The sequence below is a fragment of the Aeromonas sp. 11P genome, from assembly GCF_051920165.1.
Taxonomy (GTDB): Bacteria; Pseudomonadota; Gammaproteobacteria; order Enterobacterales; family Aeromonadaceae; genus Aeromonas; species Aeromonas veronii.
The window spans coordinates 3,713,416-3,732,724 of the sequence record NZ_JBQBDJ010000004.1 but is presented as its reverse complement, the minus strand read 5'-3'; the positions used below and the strand labels follow the sequence as shown (position 1 = coordinate 3,732,724).

General features: G+C 58.2%; 15 protein-coding genes. 5 read left to right on the top strand and 10 right to left on the bottom strand.

Annotated features, from left to right (window positions below; all coding sequences use genetic code 11):
- Positions 1-5: 5 nt before the first annotated feature.
- From metN to rfaH, 4 genes are all read left to right on the top strand, one after another.
- Positions 6-1,049: a methionine ABC transporter ATP-binding protein MetN gene (gene metN / locus ACTG1P_RS17320; RefSeq protein ID WP_204419570.1), complete on the top strand. Its 1,044-nt coding sequence runs from the start codon at positions 6-8 to the stop codon at positions 1,047-1,049.
- The gene (locus tag ACTG1P_RS17315) at positions 1,030-1,683 is read left to right on the top strand and encodes a methionine ABC transporter permease (protein WP_005339070.1); all 654 of its coding nucleotides are present in this window, start codon (positions 1,030-1,032) and stop codon (positions 1,681-1,683) included. Before metN ends, ACTG1P_RS17315 begins: the two co-directional genes overlap by 20 nt.
- Before the next feature lie 25 nt (positions 1,684-1,708).
- Positions 1,709-2,509, top strand: a complete 801-nt coding sequence (gene metQ, locus ACTG1P_RS17310; protein ID WP_440001805.1) for a methionine ABC transporter substrate-binding lipoprotein MetQ — start codon at positions 1,709-1,711, stop codon at positions 2,507-2,509.
- Positions 2,510-2,604: 95 nt separating this feature from the next.
- The gene (gene rfaH, locus ACTG1P_RS17305) at positions 2,605-3,105 is read left to right on the top strand and encodes a transcription/translation regulatory transformer protein RfaH (RefSeq protein WP_236361067.1); all 501 of its coding nucleotides are present in this window, start codon (positions 2,605-2,607) and stop codon (positions 3,103-3,105) included.
- A gap of 59 nt (positions 3,106-3,164) precedes the next feature.
- On the opposite strand, the gene ACTG1P_RS17300 is transcribed toward rfaH, so the two are convergent.
- The 6 genes from ACTG1P_RS17300 to arcB all read right to left on the bottom strand — a co-directional run bounded on the left by ACTG1P_RS17300 (position 3,165) and on the right by arcB (position 15,085).
- Positions 3,165-5,141 carry a HAMP domain-containing methyl-accepting chemotaxis protein gene (locus ACTG1P_RS17300; protein WP_440001804.1) on the bottom strand — a complete coding sequence of 659 codons (1,977 nt, stop codon included), beginning with the start codon at positions 5,139-5,141 and terminating at the stop codon, positions 3,165-3,167.
- A gap of 39 nt (positions 5,142-5,180) precedes the next feature.
- Complete coding sequence (locus ACTG1P_RS17295; protein WP_440001803.1) at positions 5,181-6,392, bottom strand: EAL domain-containing response regulator; 1,212 nt, start codon at positions 6,390-6,392, stop codon at positions 5,181-5,183.
- Complete coding sequence (locus ACTG1P_RS17290; protein ID WP_440001802.1) at positions 6,373-10,614, bottom strand: ATP-binding protein; 4,242 nt, start codon at positions 10,612-10,614, stop codon at positions 6,373-6,375. Before ACTG1P_RS17290 ends, ACTG1P_RS17295 begins: the two co-directional genes overlap by 20 nt.
- Positions 10,615-10,837: 223 nt before the next feature.
- Entirely contained in the window at positions 10,838-11,041 is a 204-nt protein-coding gene (locus ACTG1P_RS17285; RefSeq protein ID WP_005349248.1) for a hypothetical protein, read from the bottom strand.
- 315 nt (positions 11,042-11,356) lie between these two features.
- Positions 11,357-12,721, bottom strand: a complete 1,365-nt coding sequence (dgt, locus tag ACTG1P_RS17280; RefSeq protein WP_440001801.1) for a dGTPase — start codon at positions 12,719-12,721, stop codon at positions 11,357-11,359.
- A gap of 51 nt (positions 12,722-12,772) precedes the next feature.
- A complete protein-coding gene (gene arcB / locus ACTG1P_RS17275) occupies positions 12,773-15,085 on the bottom strand; it encodes an aerobic respiration two-component sensor histidine kinase ArcB (protein ID WP_440001800.1) in 2,313 nt (770 codons plus the stop codon).
- Between the two features lie 204 nt (positions 15,086-15,289).
- On the opposite strand from arcB, the gene ACTG1P_RS17270 reads away from it, so the two are divergent.
- Complete coding sequence (locus tag ACTG1P_RS17270) at positions 15,290-16,276, top strand: DUF2860 family protein (RefSeq protein WP_440001799.1); 987 nt, start codon at positions 15,290-15,292, stop codon at positions 16,274-16,276.
- Positions 16,277-16,343: 67 nt separating this feature from the next.
- On the opposite strand, the gene ACTG1P_RS17265 is transcribed toward ACTG1P_RS17270, so the two are convergent.
- The 4 genes from ACTG1P_RS17265 to ACTG1P_RS17250 form a co-directional block, all read right to left on the bottom strand.
- On the bottom strand, positions 16,344-17,042 hold the full coding sequence (locus ACTG1P_RS17265; RefSeq protein WP_421321089.1) for a DUF3334 family protein: 699 nt from the start codon (positions 17,040-17,042) through the stop codon (positions 16,344-16,346).
- Positions 17,043-17,131: 89 nt separating this feature from the next.
- The gene (locus ACTG1P_RS17260; RefSeq protein ID WP_167573815.1) at positions 17,132-17,578 is read right to left on the bottom strand and encodes an HIT domain-containing protein; all 447 of its coding nucleotides are present in this window, start codon (positions 17,576-17,578) and stop codon (positions 17,132-17,134) included.
- Between the two features lie 73 nt (positions 17,579-17,651).
- Positions 17,652-18,293 carry a DUF2057 domain-containing protein gene (locus tag ACTG1P_RS17255; protein WP_440001798.1) on the bottom strand — a complete coding sequence of 214 codons (642 nt, stop codon included), beginning with the start codon at positions 18,291-18,293 and terminating at the stop codon, positions 17,652-17,654.
- Positions 18,294-18,364: 71 nt separating this feature from the next.
- Positions 18,365-19,264, bottom strand: a complete 900-nt coding sequence (locus ACTG1P_RS17250; protein WP_440001797.1) for a LysR family transcriptional regulator — start codon at positions 19,262-19,264, stop codon at positions 18,365-18,367.
- Positions 19,265-19,309 lie beyond the last annotated feature (45 nt).

The following is a 19,309-nucleotide window of genomic DNA, read 5'->3' as shown; positions in this document are numbered from 1 at the left end:
AATCCATGATTAAGTTGATCGGTCTCAACAAAGTCTACGGTACAGGCAGTGACGCCGTGCACGCCCTGCGTGATGTTAGTCTGCATGTACCCCAAGGCAAAATTTTCGGGGTGATCGGTGCCTCCGGTGCCGGCAAGAGTACCCTCATTCGTTGTGTCAACCTGCTGGAACGCCCGACAGAGGGTCAAGTCATCGTTGATGGCCAGGATCTGGTCGCCCTGAGCGAACGGGATCTGACCCAGGCTCGCCGCCAAATCGGGATGATTTTCCAGCACTTCAACCTGCTGGCCTCCCGCACCGTCTCCGCCAACATCGCCTTTCCGCTGGAGCTGGCAGGCTGGAGCAAAGAGAAGATCCAGCAACGGGTTGCCGAACTGCTGGCGCTGGTCGGGCTGGAAGCCCGTGCCCAGGCCTATCCGTCCGAGCTTTCCGGCGGTCAGAAACAGCGCGTCGCCATTGCTCGCGCACTGGCACCGGCCCCCAAGGTACTGCTCTGCGACGAGGCCACCTCGGCCCTCGACCCGCAGACCACCCGCTCGATCCTGACCCTACTGAAGGAGATCAACGTCAAGCTGGGGCTCACCATCCTGCTCATTACCCACGAGATGGACGTGGTGAAAGGGATTTGTGACGAAGTGGCCATCATCAGCGATGGTCGCCTGATCGAGCAGGGCGAAGTGGCCTGGTTCTTCAGCAACGCCAAGACCCAGCTGGCTCGTGACTTCATCCACTCCACCATCCATCTGGAGGTACCGCAGGAGTATCAGGATCGGATGAGCAGCGAGCGGGTGCCGGGCAGCTACCCGCTGGTGAAGCTTGGCTTTACCGGCAGCACGGTCGATACGCCGCTGATCTCCGAGGCGAGCCGCCGTTTCAATATCGACATCAGCATTCTGAGCGCGGACATCGAGTACGCCGGTGGCGTCAAATTCGGTTTCCTGCTGGCCGAGCTGTTCGGGGATGAAGCCCAGTGCGAGGCGACCCAGCAGTTCCTCATCGACAATCACATTCAGCTGGAGGTAATGGGTTATGTCCGAAGCCATGATTAATCTGCTCATCACGGCCCTGGGCGACACCCTTATCATGGTGTTTGCCTCCGCCCTGTTTGGCTGCCTGCTCGGCCTGCCGCTCGGCGTGGCGCTGCATGTGACCAAAGCCGGCCAGATCTTGGCCAACCCGCTGCTCAACCGCACTCTGGGGATGGTGGTCAACGTGGGTCGCTCGGTGCCCTTTATCATCCTGCTGGTCGCGATTATTCCGCTGACCCGGCTGATTGTCGGCACCAGTATCGGCACCATCGCCGCCATCGTGCCGCTGACCGTCGGTTGCATCCCCTTCATCGCCCGTCTGGTGGAAGGTGCCCTGATGGAAGTCCCCGACGGCCTGCTGGAGGCGGCCAAGGCGATGGGCGCCAAGCCATTGCAAATCATCACCAAGGTGCTGCTGCCCGAGGCCCTGCCCGGCATCCTCAACAGCGTCACCATTACCCTCGTCACGCTGGTGAACTACTCCGCCATGGCTGGTGCCATCGGTGGTGGTGGTCTCGGTGATGTGGGCATCCGTTACGGCTATCAGCGCTTCGATCCGACCGTCATGCTGGTCACCGTCGTGATACTGGTCGTGCTGGTTCAACTTATCCAGAGCGCGGGTGAGCGCCTGGTCAACAAATGTGATCATCGTTAATCGTCGATTTCTGACAGGAGGTTTTATGAAATTTGGCATCAAATCCGTTGCGGCAGCCCTGCTGGCTGGTCTGGTACTGGCCGGCTGCGGTCAAAAGGAAGAGAACAAGACCCTGAAAGTAGGCGCCATTGCCGGCCCTGAGACCGAGCTGGTCGAAGTAGCCGCCAAGGTGGCAAAAGAGAAATATGGTCTGAACGTCGAGATCGTCAACTTCTCCGACTATGTCACCCCGAACGTGGCGCTGAACGATGGCAGCATCGACATCAACGCCTTCCAGCACAAACCCTATCTGGATGCACAGGTACGTGATCGCGGCTTCAAACTGGTACCGGTCGGCAACACCTTCGTCTACCCGATCGCCGGTTACTCCAAGAAGCTGAAGTCGCTGAGCGAGCTGAAAGATGGCGCCCAGATCGCGGTACCGAACGATCCGACCAACCTTGGCCGCTCCCTGATCCTGCTGGCCAAGCAAGGCCTGATCACCCTGAAAGATGGTTCTGGTCTGGAGGCGACCGTACTCGATATCGCCAGCAACCCGCGCAACTTCAAGATCGTTGAACTGGAAGCAGCCCAGCTGCCTCGCTCGCTGGAAGATGTGGATCTGGCCATCATCAACAACACCTTTGCCGGCCAGATTGGTCTGACCCCGACCGAAAATGGTCTGTTTGTTGAAGACAAAGAGTCCCCCTACGTCAACCTGATCGTCGCCCGCGACAACAACAAGGATGACGAGAAGGTCAAACAGTTCGTACAGGCTTTCCAGACCGATGATGTCTACAAGAAAGGGCTGGAGCTGTTCAAAGGCGGCCTGGTAAAAGGTTGGTAATTGCTCACTCGACAAAAAAGGCCACGCAATGCGTGGCCTTTTTTATTGCCGCCGCTATCATATCGGCGAGCACGGCAACACGAATATAACATCACATGAAAAAATGGTATCTGGCCTACTGCAAGCCAAAGGAAGAGGCCCGCGCCCGCGCCCACCTCGATGCCCAAGGCATCGAATCCTACTACCCCATGGTGGAAATCGAGAAGCTGCGCCGGGGCAAGCGAGTTCCGGTACGGGAACCCATGTTCCCCAACTATCTGTTTATCTTCGTTGATTTGGAAGAGGTAACACCGGTCACCCTGAAGTCGACCCGCGGCATCAGCCGGATCATCCACTTTGGCAGTGAATGGACCCCCATCAGCAGCAAGCTGATCTATCAGCTGATGAGCCGAGATGACAGCGACGAGGCGAGAGCCAGCTACGCCAGCCTGCCCTGCTCGGGCGACAAGGTGCTGATTGAAGAGGGGCCGTTGGCAGGTTTCGAGGCCATCTATATGGAGCCGGATGGAGAGAAACGGGCGATTTTGCTGGTCAGCCTGCTCAACCGGGAGACCACCAGCAGCTTCGACAACCACACCTTCAGACGTCTGGACTAAACCCACGGGCCAGACGGATCGGTGCATGGCAATAGCAATGGCGGGATGATCCCGCCATCTCACGCATCAAGATCAAAGCGCGCGATGACCGCCTTCAGCTTGCCGGTATCACCAGCCAGTCTGGCTACGATCTCCTCCCCCTGCTGACTGCGCTGACAGGATTGCCGACTGAGCGCGGCAATGTCGTCGACCGTCCCGGATACCTCGGCGGCCACCCGCGACTGCTGCTCGGTTGCCACCGAAATGGCCTCCAGCTGGCCCGACAGCGACTGAACCAGCTGGTTCATGGCACTCAGGGTATCTGTCACCAATCCAACAGCATCCCGCCCTTGCTCCACCAACCGGGTACCGCTGCTAACGGTACTCACCGTCTGGCGAGTCTGCTGGGAGATGGCCGCAATAGTCTGGCTGATCTCGGCGGTTGATTGATGGGTGCGGGTCGCCAGCTGGCGTACCTCATCGGCCACCACCGCAAAACCGCGCCCCTGCTCGCCTGCCCGCGCCGCCTCGATCGCCGCGTTGAGGGCCAGCAGGTTGGTCTGCTCGGCTATAGTGGCGATCACCTCGGTGATTTGCCCCACCTGTTCACTCTGATGCTCCAACAGCCCCATGGCCTCGTTGGCCTGTCCAATCATGGCGGCAATCTGCTGCATGGTATCGCTCATTCGTGCCAGCGCAGCCTCTCCCTGACGGGTCTGCTGCTTCACCTGATGGGCTCCATCCGCCACACCGGCAATGTTGCCAGCCACATCACGAGCACTCACTGACATCTGAACGATAGCCGCCGCCACCGCATCGACCCGCTGATCCTGCTCCGTCAGATCCGCCACTATGGCTCTGGTGGTGCTGCCCACATCGAGACAGGCCACCTCGACCTGCCCCACCGCGCCCTGCAACTCCCCGACCAGATTATGTAACTGGGCAGACATCCGGTTGATGGAACCGGTCAACTCTCCCAACTCATCCTGCCCTGTGATTGGCAAGGGCTCGGCCGCCAGCCGGCCATCCGCAACCAGCCCCGCCCGGGTCACCAGACAGGCAATGTCACGAGTCAGACGGCGACTAAAGAACCATGCGACCAGCATGCCAAGCACGATGGCGCTGCCGGTAGCCAACAGCAGGGTCTGGTTGATGGCGCTCCCGGCTCCGGTCATCTGCGCCGAAATCTGATCTACCTCGGCACGGGTTTTCCCCACCTGCTGGACCAGCTGCTCACTGAGGCTGGACTGCATCGGCTCGATGTCGGTGGCCATCAGGTAGTTTGCCTGATCCCAATCCGGTGCCTGGCGCTTCTCGATCACCTGTCCCACCAGCTCGGAGAAAGGGGTCGCCATCTCTTCAAACAGCTGCCAGAGGCTCTGCTGGGTGTCGGTAAAAAGCGCGGCTTGCTGCTTAACCTCAGCCACCCGCTGCTGGTGAAACTGGTAGTAATCCTGATATTTGCTGCGGTATTCGGGATTGCCTGAGATAAGAAAATCCCGCAGTGCGGAGAGGGAATTGGCGAGGCTGTTGTAGGCATCTCCCACCTGCTTGAGCAGCATGCGGCGATCGCCGGAGAGTTGATCCTGCGGAGTGCCAACCTCTTCATTGGCAAAGGATTGCAGCTGATCGAGCGCAGCCTCCGCCAGCGGCCCCGCTTCCTGCAGCATCAGGGTGTGAGCGGGCAGATTCTCTTCGCTCTGGGCTATGGTCCACACCTTCTCCTGATGGCTTTTGAAGGTCTCGAGAGACTTGGCGAGCGCCGGGCTGAACGCCTGATGGGCGATGGCCTGCCAGGCCGACTCCCACTCCTGCTTGAGACGGGAAGCCTGAGCCGGATCCTTGCCGAGGATCAGATAGCCACGCAGGGCAGAAACGGTGGCCACCAGCGCCTTCTGGCTCGCCTCATCCCGCTGCAGAGCGGGCAGCGCCTGCTCCAGCAGGGTGTGTTGGGCCTGATTTATCTGGGTCAGCCGGTAATAGACCAGCGTGGAGGAGAGCAGGATCAGCAGGTTGATAAAACCGAAGCTGAGCAGCAACTTGCTTGAGATTTTCATGAACATCCTTGTTCAAACGGAGGGATCCAGCCAACAGAATCAGATAGATATCAGTGTAGGCAATCTATCTTGCCAAGTCCGGTGCCAATTAGCCAATTCACTGCGCGGCATCGGGCGGGCAGAGAAAAATCCCTGACAGAGGTCGCAACCGAGTTGGGCCAGCACTCGCCAGGTCGCCTCATCCTCTACCCCTTCCGCCACCGACTTCAGCCCCAGCTTGCGGGCCAACTCGATACTGGACTCGATAATAGCCAAACGTGACGGATCGGCATGGCAACGATCGACGAAGGAGCGATCCAGCTTGAGTTCGGTGAACGGCAACAGTGCCAGCTGCTGCATCGAGGAGTAGCCGGTACCAAAATCATCGATTGAGAGGCCAAAACCATGCATCCTCAGCCGGGTCAGCACCTCCAGCGACTTGCCCAGATCCTGCACAAATGCGCTCTCGGTCACCTCCAGGGTGATAAGCTCTGGATTGATACTCCAGCGCTTGCACTGATCAATCAATACGTTGCAGAGATCCCCTTCAATGAGCGAGGTGGTGGACAGGTTCATCGACAGATTGAGTGACAACCCGGTTTCCTCCCATAAATGGCCATCACTCAGAGATTTGCTGATGATCACCTCGGTCAACGGATCGATAAGCCCGTTGTGCTCCGCCAGTGAAATAAAACGCCCGGGAGGGATCAGGCCAAACTCGGGGTGTTGCCAGCGGGCCAACGCCTCCATCCCGACCCATTCGCCGGATGCAAAACTCACCTTTGGCTGATACCAGGGCAGCAGTTGATCTTGCTCGATCGCCCGACGCAACTCATCGAGTCCTATTCTGTGTCCCTCTTCCTCCCTGACGGGTTCCTGCCGGGGTGACCAAGCCTGGATAAGCCGCTGGAGCTGCTGCGGCGTTGAGGGTTTCTCTGTGCGACCAAGCACCTGCAAGCCATAAGCGGTACTCATGCGCAATACGGCTTCGACCACATCCCCCTCAAGCGCGCTGGAGAGGATAATGCCGTCCTGAAAACCACCCAGCGACAGGCGGCGCAACAGCGCCATGCCATCCATTCCGGGCATTCGCAGATCACAAAACAGGATATCGACATTGTGTTGCTGGCTAAGCGCCAACGCCTCGACACCATCAACCGCTTCCAGCAGATTCTGGTAACCCAGGCTGCGGATCTGGTGCAGCAGCGCCTTGCGCTGAAATCCATGGTCTTCCACGACCATGATGACCAACTCATGTTGTGCTTTTTTCATCGAGCCATAATCCAATGTCGTGTGCAATCGCCGTCATCAACCTCTGCACAGTGCTGACAAGATCGTCAAGCTCGTCGAGCCGCTTCAATCGCGCAGCCGATTCCAGCATGGCAGCCTGGCTGGCAAGCTCCTCCAACCCGACCATTCGGGCAGCCCCCTTGATCCGGTGGGCGGTATCTACCAAGGCGCTGGCATCATGACAAATCAGTGCTGCCATCATGGCCTCGCCATCCTGCCGGTTGGAATCGAGATACTCCACCGCCATGGCTCGCGCGGTCAGCTCGTCACCAAACAGCGCCAACCAGCGCTCAGCCTGAGTGCCTGTAGCCCCATCAACTGGAGCAACCGCGCTTCTGGTTGGCGTCCTCTCTGCCAGCCAGTGGGCCAGCATCTGGCGCAAGATATCCAGCGGGTAGGGCTTCAGTAGCATGTCACTCATGCCTGCCTCTACCATACGAGCACTCGCCTCTTCCGACGTATCTGCCGTTACCCCTATGATAGGAGCCGTCACTCCCGCAGCCCGCAGCGCCTTGGTCAGGGTATAACCATCCATCACCGGCATATGGCAATCAGTCAACAGCAGGGAGAATTGCTGTCCCTGCCAGGCCCGCAGAGCCTTCTCGCCATCTTCTACAACCTGAGCCTCGATACCAAGAATGGCCAACTGCCGTGCCAGCAAGGCACGATTGACTGGATGATCATCGGCTACCAACACTTTGCCACCCAGCTTCTCTGCAAGCGCTGGGAGGTGTGGTGTGACCCGCTCCTGTAGCAATTCGTGGCAGCTCTCCAGCAGAAGATCCGGATAGAGAGGAGATAGACCCAGGCGCCACCATTTCTGTTCACCAATCCGACCCCGTAACGCCTCATCGGGTGACGCTATGAGCCCCTTCAGCGCAGAGTGCTGCAGCCAGCTTTGCCATTCACCCCCCAGTGATTGCTCAAGCCACCGTTGATCGGCCAACAGCAACCCTTCCAGTGAGCGACTGAGCTCACTGGCCCCCAAGTACCTGAGCTTGGCCCCCTGCCGTACCATGGCCGCTTCGAGGTTGGTGTCATCGCTGAAGAACCACCATTCAGTGTCAGCCAGAGCAGGGGGATCCCACTGCGGATTGGTAAGCGGTACGGTAAAACGGAAGCAGGAGCCCTCTCCTGCCTTGCTGGTCAGTGTCAGTGCCCCCCCCATTTTGCACACCAGCTGTTCACAGATTGCCAACCCCAGTCCGGTGCCACCAAAACGACGGTTGATATCTGACTCCACCTGCTCAAAAGGCGTGAACAGCAGCGCCTGCTTCTCTTCGGCGATCCCGATACCGGTGTCACTGACACTGATGGTCAGTTGCTCGCTCAGGTAGCTGACCCGGATAGTAATCCCCCCTTGTTCGGTAAACTTCACCGCATTGTTGAGCAGGTTGGAGATGACCTGACCGATACGCACCCCGTCGATGTCGGCCCAATCGGGCACATGATGCTCCCACTCCAGCACCACGTTGAGCCCCTTGTTATGAGCCAGTGCCGCATGGCCACGAATGGCATCGCAGATCACCGTTTGCAACCGGCTGCTCTGGTAATTCAACTGCAACTGACCTGCTTCTATCTTGGAGAAATCGAGGATGTCATTGACCAGATAGAGCAGGTTGTTGGTCGAGGTGACCACATTGCGCACCATAAAACGCTGGTCGTCGTTGAGCTCGCTCATTTGCAGCAATTCGAGCATGCCATGCATGCCTGAAATGGGAGTGCGCAGCTCGTGGCTCATGGTTGCCAAAAAGCGGCTGCGAGCCTGCATCGCCTGCTCGGCATAGGAGCGAGCTTCGCGCAGCTCATATTCCTGTTGCTTGAGAGCCGTAATGTCCTGAATGACCCCATTGAGGATCAGCGCCTGCTGTTCCTGTCTGACAAAGTTGCCACGTACTTGCAGGTAGCGATCTCCCTCAGGTCGCTCCACCTTGACCTCCAGATCGAGGGGAGCCAGAGTCTCGGCATGATTGGCCACCTTGCTGACAAAATCCTGGAGCGCCTCTTCGGTAAAACCGAACACCTCACCACCCGATTCGGCATTGAACAGATCCTGCCGGGAAGCCCCGAGGATCTCGCTGGCCCCCTGAGAAGCATACAAAAACCTCCCCTTGCCGGGTCCTTGCCACAAATACTGATAGACCACCCCAGGCATGCTGTCGGTAATCTGGGTAAGGCGATTTTCAGCCTGACGGGCGCGCTCCTCCGCCTCCTTGAGCCGGCTGACATCGGTCAGTACCGTCAACACCCCCTGCATATTGCCATCCGGATCTCTATAGGGGCGTTTGGCATAGATAACATGGCAGGTCGTGCCATCGGCTCGCAGGTTGCTCCCGGCCCCCTCCAGATCCTGGCCGGACTGCCACACCCAGCGCTCTTCTTCCAACACACTGTTTCTGAGTGCCTCGGGCATGCTTTGCAGCTCCTCACTGCTACTGCCAGCACCGAGGAAAGCATCGCGATAGGCCTGATTGCACAAGGTGATCCGCTGCTCGCTATCACGTAGCGCCACCATGGTTGGCAGTGAGTTGAGCAAGGTCTGCACAAACAGCAACTGTTCGTTCAGCTTGTCCTCTGCGATTTTCCGCTGCGCAATCTGGCGACGCAAACTGCGAGCCCAGAGCATCACCAGTAAACCGCTGACGAGCAAGGCGCCCCCCCCTATGGCCAACCACTTGTAAATCAGGGTGTAATCAGACTCGATATTGACCGACACATTGAGCCAGCGTCGTTCCAGCAGTTGCCACTCCTCATCCGTGATGGTCAGCAGCAACTTGTCCATGATGCGGAGCAACTCGGGCTGAGCATTATCGACGGCCATACTGATAGGTACGGAAAATTCGGGGGAGCTCAGCACTACCTGATACTTCTCATTGAACCCCTTCATTGCCTGCTGTCCCAGATTGGTCATGGTCAACAGCACATATTCAGCTCGCCCAGTGTCAAGCAAGGTCAGTAAATCGGCATCCTTGCCCACTTCGATAATATTGGCGCCCAGCGTGTGAATGAGAGAGGCTTCGTAAGAACCCGTCACACCACCAATCAGACGCCCTTTCAGCTCGACCAGCGATTTCAGCGGGCGGGCACCGTGTCTGGCTACGACATAGCTGTCGAACTTCAGATAGGAGGAGGTAAAAGAGGCAAAGGACTGACGATCCTTGAGCGGTGTCATCAAGGGAATAAGGTCCACTTTGTGCTGTTTCAGCAGTTTAAGTGACTCCTGCCAGGTATTTGTCGACGCCAGCTCAAAGCGGATCCCGGAGCGCAGACTCAATAACTTCATCAGGTCTGCCGTATAGCCATGCAATTCACCTTCGTCATCGATTTCACTGATGCCGGCAAATCCGGGGGCAACGGCGAACTTGATCACCTTGTTTCTCTGTTTCAGCCAATTGGTCTCATCTGGTTCCAGCAACAGACCTGCGTTGGCGCGTTCATTTTTCTGATGCAACCGTAATCGTGAGTCTGCAACAGGTATCCGTTGATATGCCTGCCAAAGCCTCTCGCTCAGCTCTGGCTGGCGGGAGCTGGTCGCCATCGTCAGCGTACTGCCAGAAAGCCACCCAGGAGCGACAACCCCCATTGATGCAGGCATTCTCTCCATCTTGAGGGAAACAATTGGTTCCAAATCAAGATATGCATCGACAGCCCCCAGCTTGACCATATAGGTCGCCTCGTTACGGCTCTCCAGCTCAGTTACATCAGAGATCCCCAAACGATCCAACTCATTGCAACTGCCAAACCCGCGAATACAGACCCAGCGTAACTTGCGCGCCTGATCCAGGGTCAATCGCTGATCCGGGGTATGCATTAAAATGGAGCGAGCATAAGAACCGATACTGCCAATAGGGTTTATCCCCTTCAATTCAAGAGCATTACGTTCGACCCCGATTAATGCATCAATCTGGCCGCCTTGGAGAGCAATCTGGGCATCCACGTAGGAGTTGTAGGGGATATAACGCAATGACACGCCCATTTCGGCTGCAATGCGCGAGGCCAGCTCCTTGAGCGGACCGGCATAACGCTGGTTGGGGAGTTGATAGATGAAAGGGAGATAGCCGCCACGGGGAACCCCGACCAGCAGCTCCTTTTGTGCGGAGATTTCGTTGCTTGTGCTCTCATCTTGCGGTTGGGGAGCCGCAACAGCCAACATGCCCGAAAGCAACAGCAAAATGGGAAGAAAAAGCTGACGAAAGAGTGGCATAAGGTCTTGTCCTGATGAGTAAAACAGATACGGCTGCCACCTCTAATCTTGCAGATCCTGACGACGCAAGGCGAGAAAACAATCACAGCTGTTACAAAGAGGGCGGAGAGGATAATACTGAGTAACCAACATGTGAACCTGGAATCAACCGTAAGATGGAAAAATGGCAGGCATGAAGCCTGCCATTTCACTAGCGAGGGGGATCTTATTCTCCCCTTCGCGATCAGGTTATTCGATTCCCGAGTCGGAAGCCGGTTTGATACTCTCGCTCGCGAACGAGGGCGATCTGACCCTGATACCCTTCCAGCCCGATATCCCTGAGCAGGGCGGGTGACAGATTGACCTGCACAAGACGACGCTCGACCCGGGCAATCCTTCTCTGGACCAGGGATTCAACACTGCGCAGTAAAACCAGTTCGATAGACATGACATTCTCCAGTTGAACATGCGGTTCTCCCGGAGAAAGTGGATATCACCCTGCGGGACGAACCGCGGGTGATAAAAAGACAGGGGTTACCTGTTTACGCCACGCGGTAAAAGAGCACGAGATTTCACGCCGCACGCAGTGCCGCGAGAGAATGCAATATTGAGCATCAGATGTTGCATTTTCGTCTCCTTACCGGATAAAAGTTGAACAGGTTGCAGAAGTCTAAAAAATATCCGAATTTAAAACAAGCCTCTTGCGACTCCTTTTTAAACGTTTTTACGGCATTTTATGCTGCCCGAAGGGGAGCTTGGGGCATCAGATCCCCGAGAGTAGCCGGTACTCTTCCAGTACATAGGTATCCGTCATGCCGCTGACATAATCGAGCAGCAGCCGCACCCGGTAATACCACTCTTGCTCGTTCTGGCAGGCAAAACGCGGATCAGGGGTGGCGATCGCCAATCGATAAGCCTTGAGGTGACGAGCCGAGAGGCGGTGATAGAGGCGGCGCGCAAAGAAAAGCGTCTGACTCCCCTCCCCGGCCAGCAGGCGGGCAAATTGCCGCGCCGGCAGCGCCAACAGACAGGAATAACTTGTCAGCACCCCGCGCAGTGCCGCATACCCTTCCAGCTCGAGCGCTTCCACCTCGGGGCGCATAAAGACCAACTCGCGGGCCACCTGCTTGAGGATATCGAGCACCCGCGCCGCCGGCGCCTGACCGTGCAGCAGCGCTTGCGGATAGGATCCCTGCAAAATGGCCTGATGTTCGCTGACATAGCTCTGCGCCGCCAGCGCCACCAGATCCCGGGTCAGTTGCAGGCGAAAATGGGGGAAAAAGCCCCGGCCGGAGGCCAGCGCCTCATCCAGCAAGGTGCCCATGTAGTCACTCTGGTCAGCAGCTCGCAGCGCAGCCAGCAGTTCACCCTGAGTCAGGATCCGCCGGTCTACCGCATCTTCCAGATCGGCGATGCAGTAGGAGATGTCATCGGCCGCCTCCATGATGTAGACCAGCGGATGACGACAACCAGGGGCCAATCCCAGACTCTGGCCGAGGGCACGGTAGAGCGGCTGCTCGCTAAAGAAGATGCCCCGTTTGCTGCTCCAGCCATGATGCTGGCCATAGCTCACCCCGGGTTGCGGCTGCTGCGGGTATTTGCAGAGTGCCGCCAGTTGTCCAAGCGTCAGGTTGAGCTCGTGCAGGCTGTGCACCAACCGCAAGCTCTGGGCGTTGCCATCAAACAGTTGCAGGTCCTGACGCAATTCAGCCCACTGGGCCGAAGGTGGCTGCGCCAGCGCCTGCTGATAGAGGGGATCGAGCATCTCGCCGAGCCACTGGCTCATCACCTGCTCGCCAAAGTGGCCAAACGGCGGGTTGCCCACGTCATGAAGCAGGCAGGACATCTCCACCAGATTGATAAAAGCCCCTTCACAGACCATCCCGGCAGGCAAGGCAGCCAGAATGCGGCGGCTGATCTGGCGACCGGTCTCCTGCACCTCCAGCGAGTGGGTGAGGCGGCTGCGCACCGAAGCCTTCACATCGAGCGGAAAGACCTGGGTCTTCTGTTGCAACCGGCGCACTGGCGCGGCCTGCACGATACGGGCGCGATCCTGCTCGGTCGCCTCCAGCAGCTCCTCATCCCCCCAAGAGTGGATGCGCGCAGGGGTAATCAAACGGCTATACATCTCGCAGCTCCTTGCCAGCAACTTCCATCAGACTCAAGACAACCTCCAGCCTCAAGACAGCAACCAGCGCCGCAGACGGGCGATATCACCCGGATATTCCCGGCGCAGAGTCTCAATCCAGTCTTCCACGTTTTCCCACCAAGCGGGGTGATCCGGGCTCTGGATCAGCTGTGCCGTCTGCTGCAATCGGCGCAGGCCAATGGAGCCTGCCGCCCCTTTTATCTTGTGTGCCTCTTCCACCACCCCAGCTTGATCCTTGGCAATCATGTTGGAGTCGAGCACTGCCATGTAGTCCGGCATCATCTTCTCGAACAGATCAACGCTGGAGAGCAGCACTGGTTTACCCACGGTATCGGCGTAATCGGTGAGGAAGGGGATATCCAGCAGGGCATCCTGATTGCCCGCATCCGATTGCTCGTCCGCTTCATCCTCGGCCAGATCGGCAAACAGGTGACCAATCACCTCCCGCACGGCTTTGGAGCCAAGCGGCTTGTTGATCACATCCTGCATGCCGTGATCCCGATAATACTGACGATCGCCGGTGGAGTTGGCGGTGAGCGCCACCATGGGTGGCAGGCTGTCGCCATAACGCTCCAGCAGGGTTTTCGCCACATCGAAGCCGGTCATGTCCGGCAGCTGGATATCGAGCAAAATGAGGTCGAAATCATCCGGGTTGGCCATCGCCAACGCCTGAGTGCCGTCCCGTGCCACCTGCACCTGATGACCCAGCTTGCCCAGCAGGGCGCAGGCCACCGTCACGTTGAGCTCCACATCCTCCACCAGCAGGATATCGAGGGAGGGCATCTCCTCCTCCTGCTCTGGCAACACAGGCTCGGCGCAAGCCACTTCCAATTCTGCGGTGAAGCAGGAACCTTCGCCCGGATCGCTGTCCACATAGAGCTGGCCGCCCATCGCCTGCACCAGCTGACGGGAGACCGCCAACCCAATGCCGGTACCGGTGGCGTGTTTCTTGCCCTGCACCTGATAGTACATGGCGAAGATCTTCTCCTGCTGGGCGCGCGGGATACCGATGCCGGTATCCTCCACCTCGAAGTGCAGGGCCAGCTTACCCGGCTCATCGGCGGGATGGGAGAGACAACGCACGGTGACGCCCCCCTCATCGGTAAACTTGACCGCATTGCCCACCAGATTCCACAGCACCTGACGCAGGCGAGTGCCGTCAGCCATCACGAATTGCGGCATGTCGCCATCCCGATCGAAATGGAGATAGAGCCCCTTCTGCTCCGCCTGAATGCGCGACAGGGTCTCCAGCTCGTCGAGGAAGGCAGGCAGGTCGATACGGGTTGGCGCAATTTCGAGGCGACGGCGATCGAGCTTGTCCAAGTCGATGATGTCGTTGAAGATATTGCCAAGGGTCACCGCACTCAGGTGAATGGTCTTGAGCTGCTGATGCTGCTTGGGATCGAGGGGAGTATCCATCAGCATCCGGCTTAAGCCCACGATGCCATTGAGCGGGGTGCGCAACTCGTGGCTGATGGTGGAGATGAAGGTGGTCTTGTCGCGGCTCGCCTTCTCCAGTTTGTCCTGATACTGCTTGCGCTCGGTGATGTCGCGGCCAAAACCGAGCAGGCCGAGTCGCTTGCCGAAGCGGTCGAAAAAGGGCACCTTGCGCAGCTCGAAGTAAGCCTTGCGGCCATCGGGATACTCCAGCCACTGCTCGTAGGTGAGCGGCTCGTTGCTGGCAAAGACCTGCTTGTCGGTCTCCACCACCTTGTTGGCGATCTCCTGCTTGTAGACATCGAACGGGGTCAGACCAATCAGCTCGGCCTCCACCTTGCCGGTCAGCTCTTCCATGGCTCGGTTGCAGCCGGAGAACTGCTCATCCTCGTTGCGGTAGTAGACCAGATCCGGGGAGCAGTCGATAAAGGATCGCAGCAGCGCGGTGCGCTCCCCCAGATGAAGCTGGGCTTTCTCCCGCTGGAACACCTCGTTCTCGAGATCCTCGATGGCCTGCAGACGCAGGCTCTCGGCCCGGTTGGTCTCGGCAATCTGGGCGTTGAGGCGGCTGATGTTCTCCTGCAGCTGGGTATTGAGCTCCAGATCCCGCTCGCGCATATCTTGCAGCTTGCGCACCATCCGGCTCAGTCGCTGACGGGAATCCTCCAGCTGATCCACCACGATGGAGAGAAAATAGACCGCCCAGGGGGTCACCAGAAGGCCAAAGAAGACCGAGCGAACGAAGTCGATCACATCGATATTGCCGCGCAGGAACAGGGTCACCCCCATCTGGATGGCGACCGCCAGCACGATAATGCCCGCCGCCAGGAACATGCTGAAGCGCACCAGTCCCAGCTTCGTCATCAGATCGACATAATATTGCGCCCAGGATTTAATCTGTTTCATCTTATTATTTTCCCCCGATATTCGCGGTACAGAATACCAGCACACTAGATTGAACTCTTCTTATCTCGCACAATTAATTAACGATTCGCCGAATCAAATGAGTGGGTTAGGATAATTGGCAATATTGAGTCAGTTACCATTAAGGTTTTTTCTTTATACTCACCGGCCGAAAAATTCATACCCGTTTAATTTAGGAGTTATCTGATGCGTAACATCACCTTGCTAGGCCTGGGCCTGCTGGTCGCAAATAGTGCTTATGCTGATTTGGGCGAAATACCCAAGGAGTCTGGCTGGTCCGGTTTCCTGCTTGGCGGGGTCAGTGTCATCAATTACGAATCGAATTTTTATAGTGGTGATGATGAAAACCGCCGCCTGAGTGGACTGGGCAGTGCCGAGAGCAGCTCCGCCGTTGCCCCGCTGCTCAACGCCGATATCCGCTACACCTTTGCCGATACCCGCACCCAGGTCTTCCTCGGTAACCTGATCCAGGATGCCATCCGTTTCGACTTCACCCAGCAGCTCGGTATCCGTCAGGAGATGAGCGACAAGGGCATTGTAGCTGGCTCCGTGGTCTTTAATGCCATGCCGACCGAGCAGTGGAGCGATCCGTTCGATACAAATCATGATCGCCAGTCGACCGATATCAAGTCAAAAGGGGTGCGCTTCGCCTGGGACAGCATCTGGGGTAGCAACTTCAATGGCAGCCTGACCACCCGCAACATCGAGGTGGATGAGGAGCGCAGCGGCAGCCAGTATGGCGCCGATACTGCAGCCAAACTGGATCGCAACGGCAAGATCCACGCCCTCGACCTCTCCTACAAATGGCAGCTGGCACCCGGTCAGATGCTGGAGCCAGCCTTTATCTACCGCCAAGCCGATCTGGATGGCAGCGCCCAAAGCTACAAGAGCAACGGCCTGCAGTTGACCTACGGCATGCGCGCTTCCCAGTGGTCTTTCGTCAGCAACGCCTATCTGGGCCAGACCAAATATGATGAGGCCAACCCCATCTTTGGCCAAAACGCCGACTCCGACGAGTTTGCCCTGACCGGTACCTTCTTCTGGCACCGCCTGTTCGGTATCGCGCCGCTCTCGGCAACCTTTACCGCTGGCTATGCCAAGTCCGATTCCGACATCAACTTCTACGATTCTGAATCCGTGATGTTCAACACCGGCCTGCTCTACAACTTCTAACGACAGTTGTGCGCACCGATACAACAAGGCCACCCGAAGGTGGCCTTGTTGCTATCCGGCGTTTGCCTCAAATACCCAGGGAGTCGAGCAGATCGTCGTGATCGTTGGCGACCGGGGCCGCAGCCTGAGTCGGCTTGGCGGCATCCTGCTTGGCCTGGGCGATCAGGGCATCGGGATCCAGCTCTTCATGCTCCATCCCCTCATTGTGGATGCGGATGAACTCGGTTTTGTCCATCGCCAGCTCCAAATAGAAGATGTTGTTGCGGGCGGTGAAGAAGGTGACGCGGCGGGACTCCGGGCTGTCGAGATTGGTATCGACGCTCAGCATCACCTGCTTGTTGAGGGCCAGCATCTTCGGCTGGTTCTGGGTGATGTGGGTCTGCAGATCCCGACCCACCTTGACGGTGAAGCTGCCGACGATCTGGTTCATCAGCTCGCCCATCACGTTGCTCACCTCGTCAGAGGTGTGGGAGATGGCGAGATCCTCCTTGGAGAGTCCCATGCTGAGCATGTAACTCTCGTACAGCTCCATGGCGGCGGCGGCGGAGAAGTTGATCACCACCAGACCGGAAAAACCGCCATCGAACAGCACGAAACAACCGATATCCGGCTTGAGGCAGGTCTTGCTGATCCGCTGCACCATGCCGGAAAACCGCACCTGACTCATGGTCGCGGCACTCAAAACGTCCGTCACCGAGTTGCACAAGCTGAGCAGCACATCCTCTGTGGTCAATACGGCATCGTCATCGGATCTTGTCACTATCATGGGACCTTCCTGAACATCGAAAATGGGCTTATCTATACCATAACTCTAACAGATGGCGCGGCCCGGAGACTGAAATAGCGACACGCCTCTCAGTTGACTCCGTTATCAGCAGCCACAGGGGTGAAACCGCTCAGCTTGGCGAGCCGGGCACGCCATGTATCGGCCTGCTGCGCCAAAACTTGTGGCTCGTAAGGCACGACCGGATGAGCCCCCCAGATGGGGCCGGGCCAGGCGCGATCCGTCGCAAAACGGGCGACATGGTGAAGATGGAGTTGCGGCACCAGATTGCCCAGCGCACCTATGTTGATCTTGTCCGGGCTGAGGGCCTGCTCCATCAGGGCGGCGACAGCGCAGGACTCCTGCATCAGCTGTTGCTGCTGCTCCGGCGCCAGATGGTGAATTTCCCGCAGGTTGGCTACTCGCGGTACCAGGATAAGCCAGGGATACTGGCTGTCTTTTGCCAGCAAGACACGGCAGAGGGGCAGATCCCCGAGCCACCGGGTATCTGCCTGCAGGCGTGAATGCAATTCAAACATGAAAACCTCGTTGAGTACGATGAACAGAGCGCCTGAAAAAGGAGTGTCCACGTTACTGCAACGGGCAGAAAACTTAAAGCTGTGGCACGGCCCAACCGATAAAGCGCTTGCGAAGGGCCGGGTCGGCCTGGAGGAACAACTGCTGCAACTGCCCTTCCAGCTCGTTGGTTGCCATAACGGGTTGCGCCCCACCGGAGAGCGTAGCCGTTGGTTGTGTAGTCACAGCGACGGCCGTCAGCGCCGCCTTGCCGCCGCTGCGGTTGTATTCAGCCAGTTTGCCGTTCCAATCCACCCCAAGCAGCATGCCACTGGTCACCAGCGCGTCCTGCTGGATGGCAAGCGCGCGGCCATTCTCCTGCAACGCCACCACCGGATCCTTGGCATATGCCTGCATCCCCCGCTCGTCTCCCGGTACGCTGGCCGTCAGCTGCAAATGCTGATTGCTGCCCTGATAGCGCACCACCTGCGGCTCGGAGCGTACCTGCCGATCATTCTCGCTGCTGCTGCGACTGGGGATCACCCCCTCGAAGCGCACCAGCAGTTGCTGCTCGCCATCCGCCAGAGTGGCATGTTGCTCATCCTGCAAGGTGCCGTTGCTCACCGCGAGGATGCGGAAATTCTCCGGCACCTTCACGTCCACCATGGCCTGCACACTGCCAGCCCCCAACACTGCACAGAGCAGCACAAAACCGGTCAACCCTCTATTACTCTTCATTCCCGCTGATCTTCCTGATGCCGATGATGGGCGCAGGGTAGCAGCCGAAGATGACAGAAAAATAACGCCGCTCAGAGCAGGTAGTGGGGTCGCTCGGCAAACCACTGGGCCAGCACCTGCTTGAACAGCCGGATCTTGCGCGGCACCCGTCGCTGCTGGGCATGCAACACATGAAGCTGATGCAGGCCGCTCTGCCACTCGTCGAGCACGGTCACCAGCTCCCCTGCCGTCAGCAGCGACTCCACCAGCATCAGCGGGCACTTGGCATAGCCCATACCGGCGCGCGCCAGTTGCAGCACTGTGCTGTAGTGGTTGGCCCGCACCTTGCCCTGCACCAGAATGTGGGCCTCCTCCCCCTCACGGATAAAGTGCCACTGCTCCCAGGCCGGATTGTGCCCCTGCAACAGGCAGCTGCGCCCGCTCAGCTCATAGGGAGTGGTGGGACGCCCCTCTCGCGCCACCAGTGCGGGGCTCGCCACCACCACATCCTTGAGTCGGCCAAGAGGAAGTGCGACCAGATTGTCCGGCACCTCGTTCATGGCGCGCAGGGCGATGTCGTTCTCCCCCTGGCTCATGTCGACCATCTGGTTGGTGAAGTTGAGCTCCACCGCCACTCCCGGGCAGAGCGCGGCAAAGCTGGTCAGCAGCTCGCTCACCATCCGATCGCCGGTGCTGACCGGGCAGGTAAAACGCAGGCGGCCACAATCCTCTTCGGTCAGCGCCTGAATATCCTGCTCTGCCTGCCGTGCCAGCGCGAAGATCTCCCCCGCCTGCTGGTAGAGGGTCTTGCCCGCCTCGGTCAGACTGAGGCGGCGGGTGGTGCGCTGCAACAGTTGTGCATTGAGGGAGGACTCCAGCGCGCTGACGTGGCGACTCAGCATCCCCTTGCTGACCCCCAGCGTATCGGCAGCGGCCGAGAAACTGCCGCGCAGCACCACCTCGTAAAAGCTGGCCAGATGGGCGATATCCATCATTAGCTCCAATATGGAAACAATGGGTTTATTTTACGCGCTTTT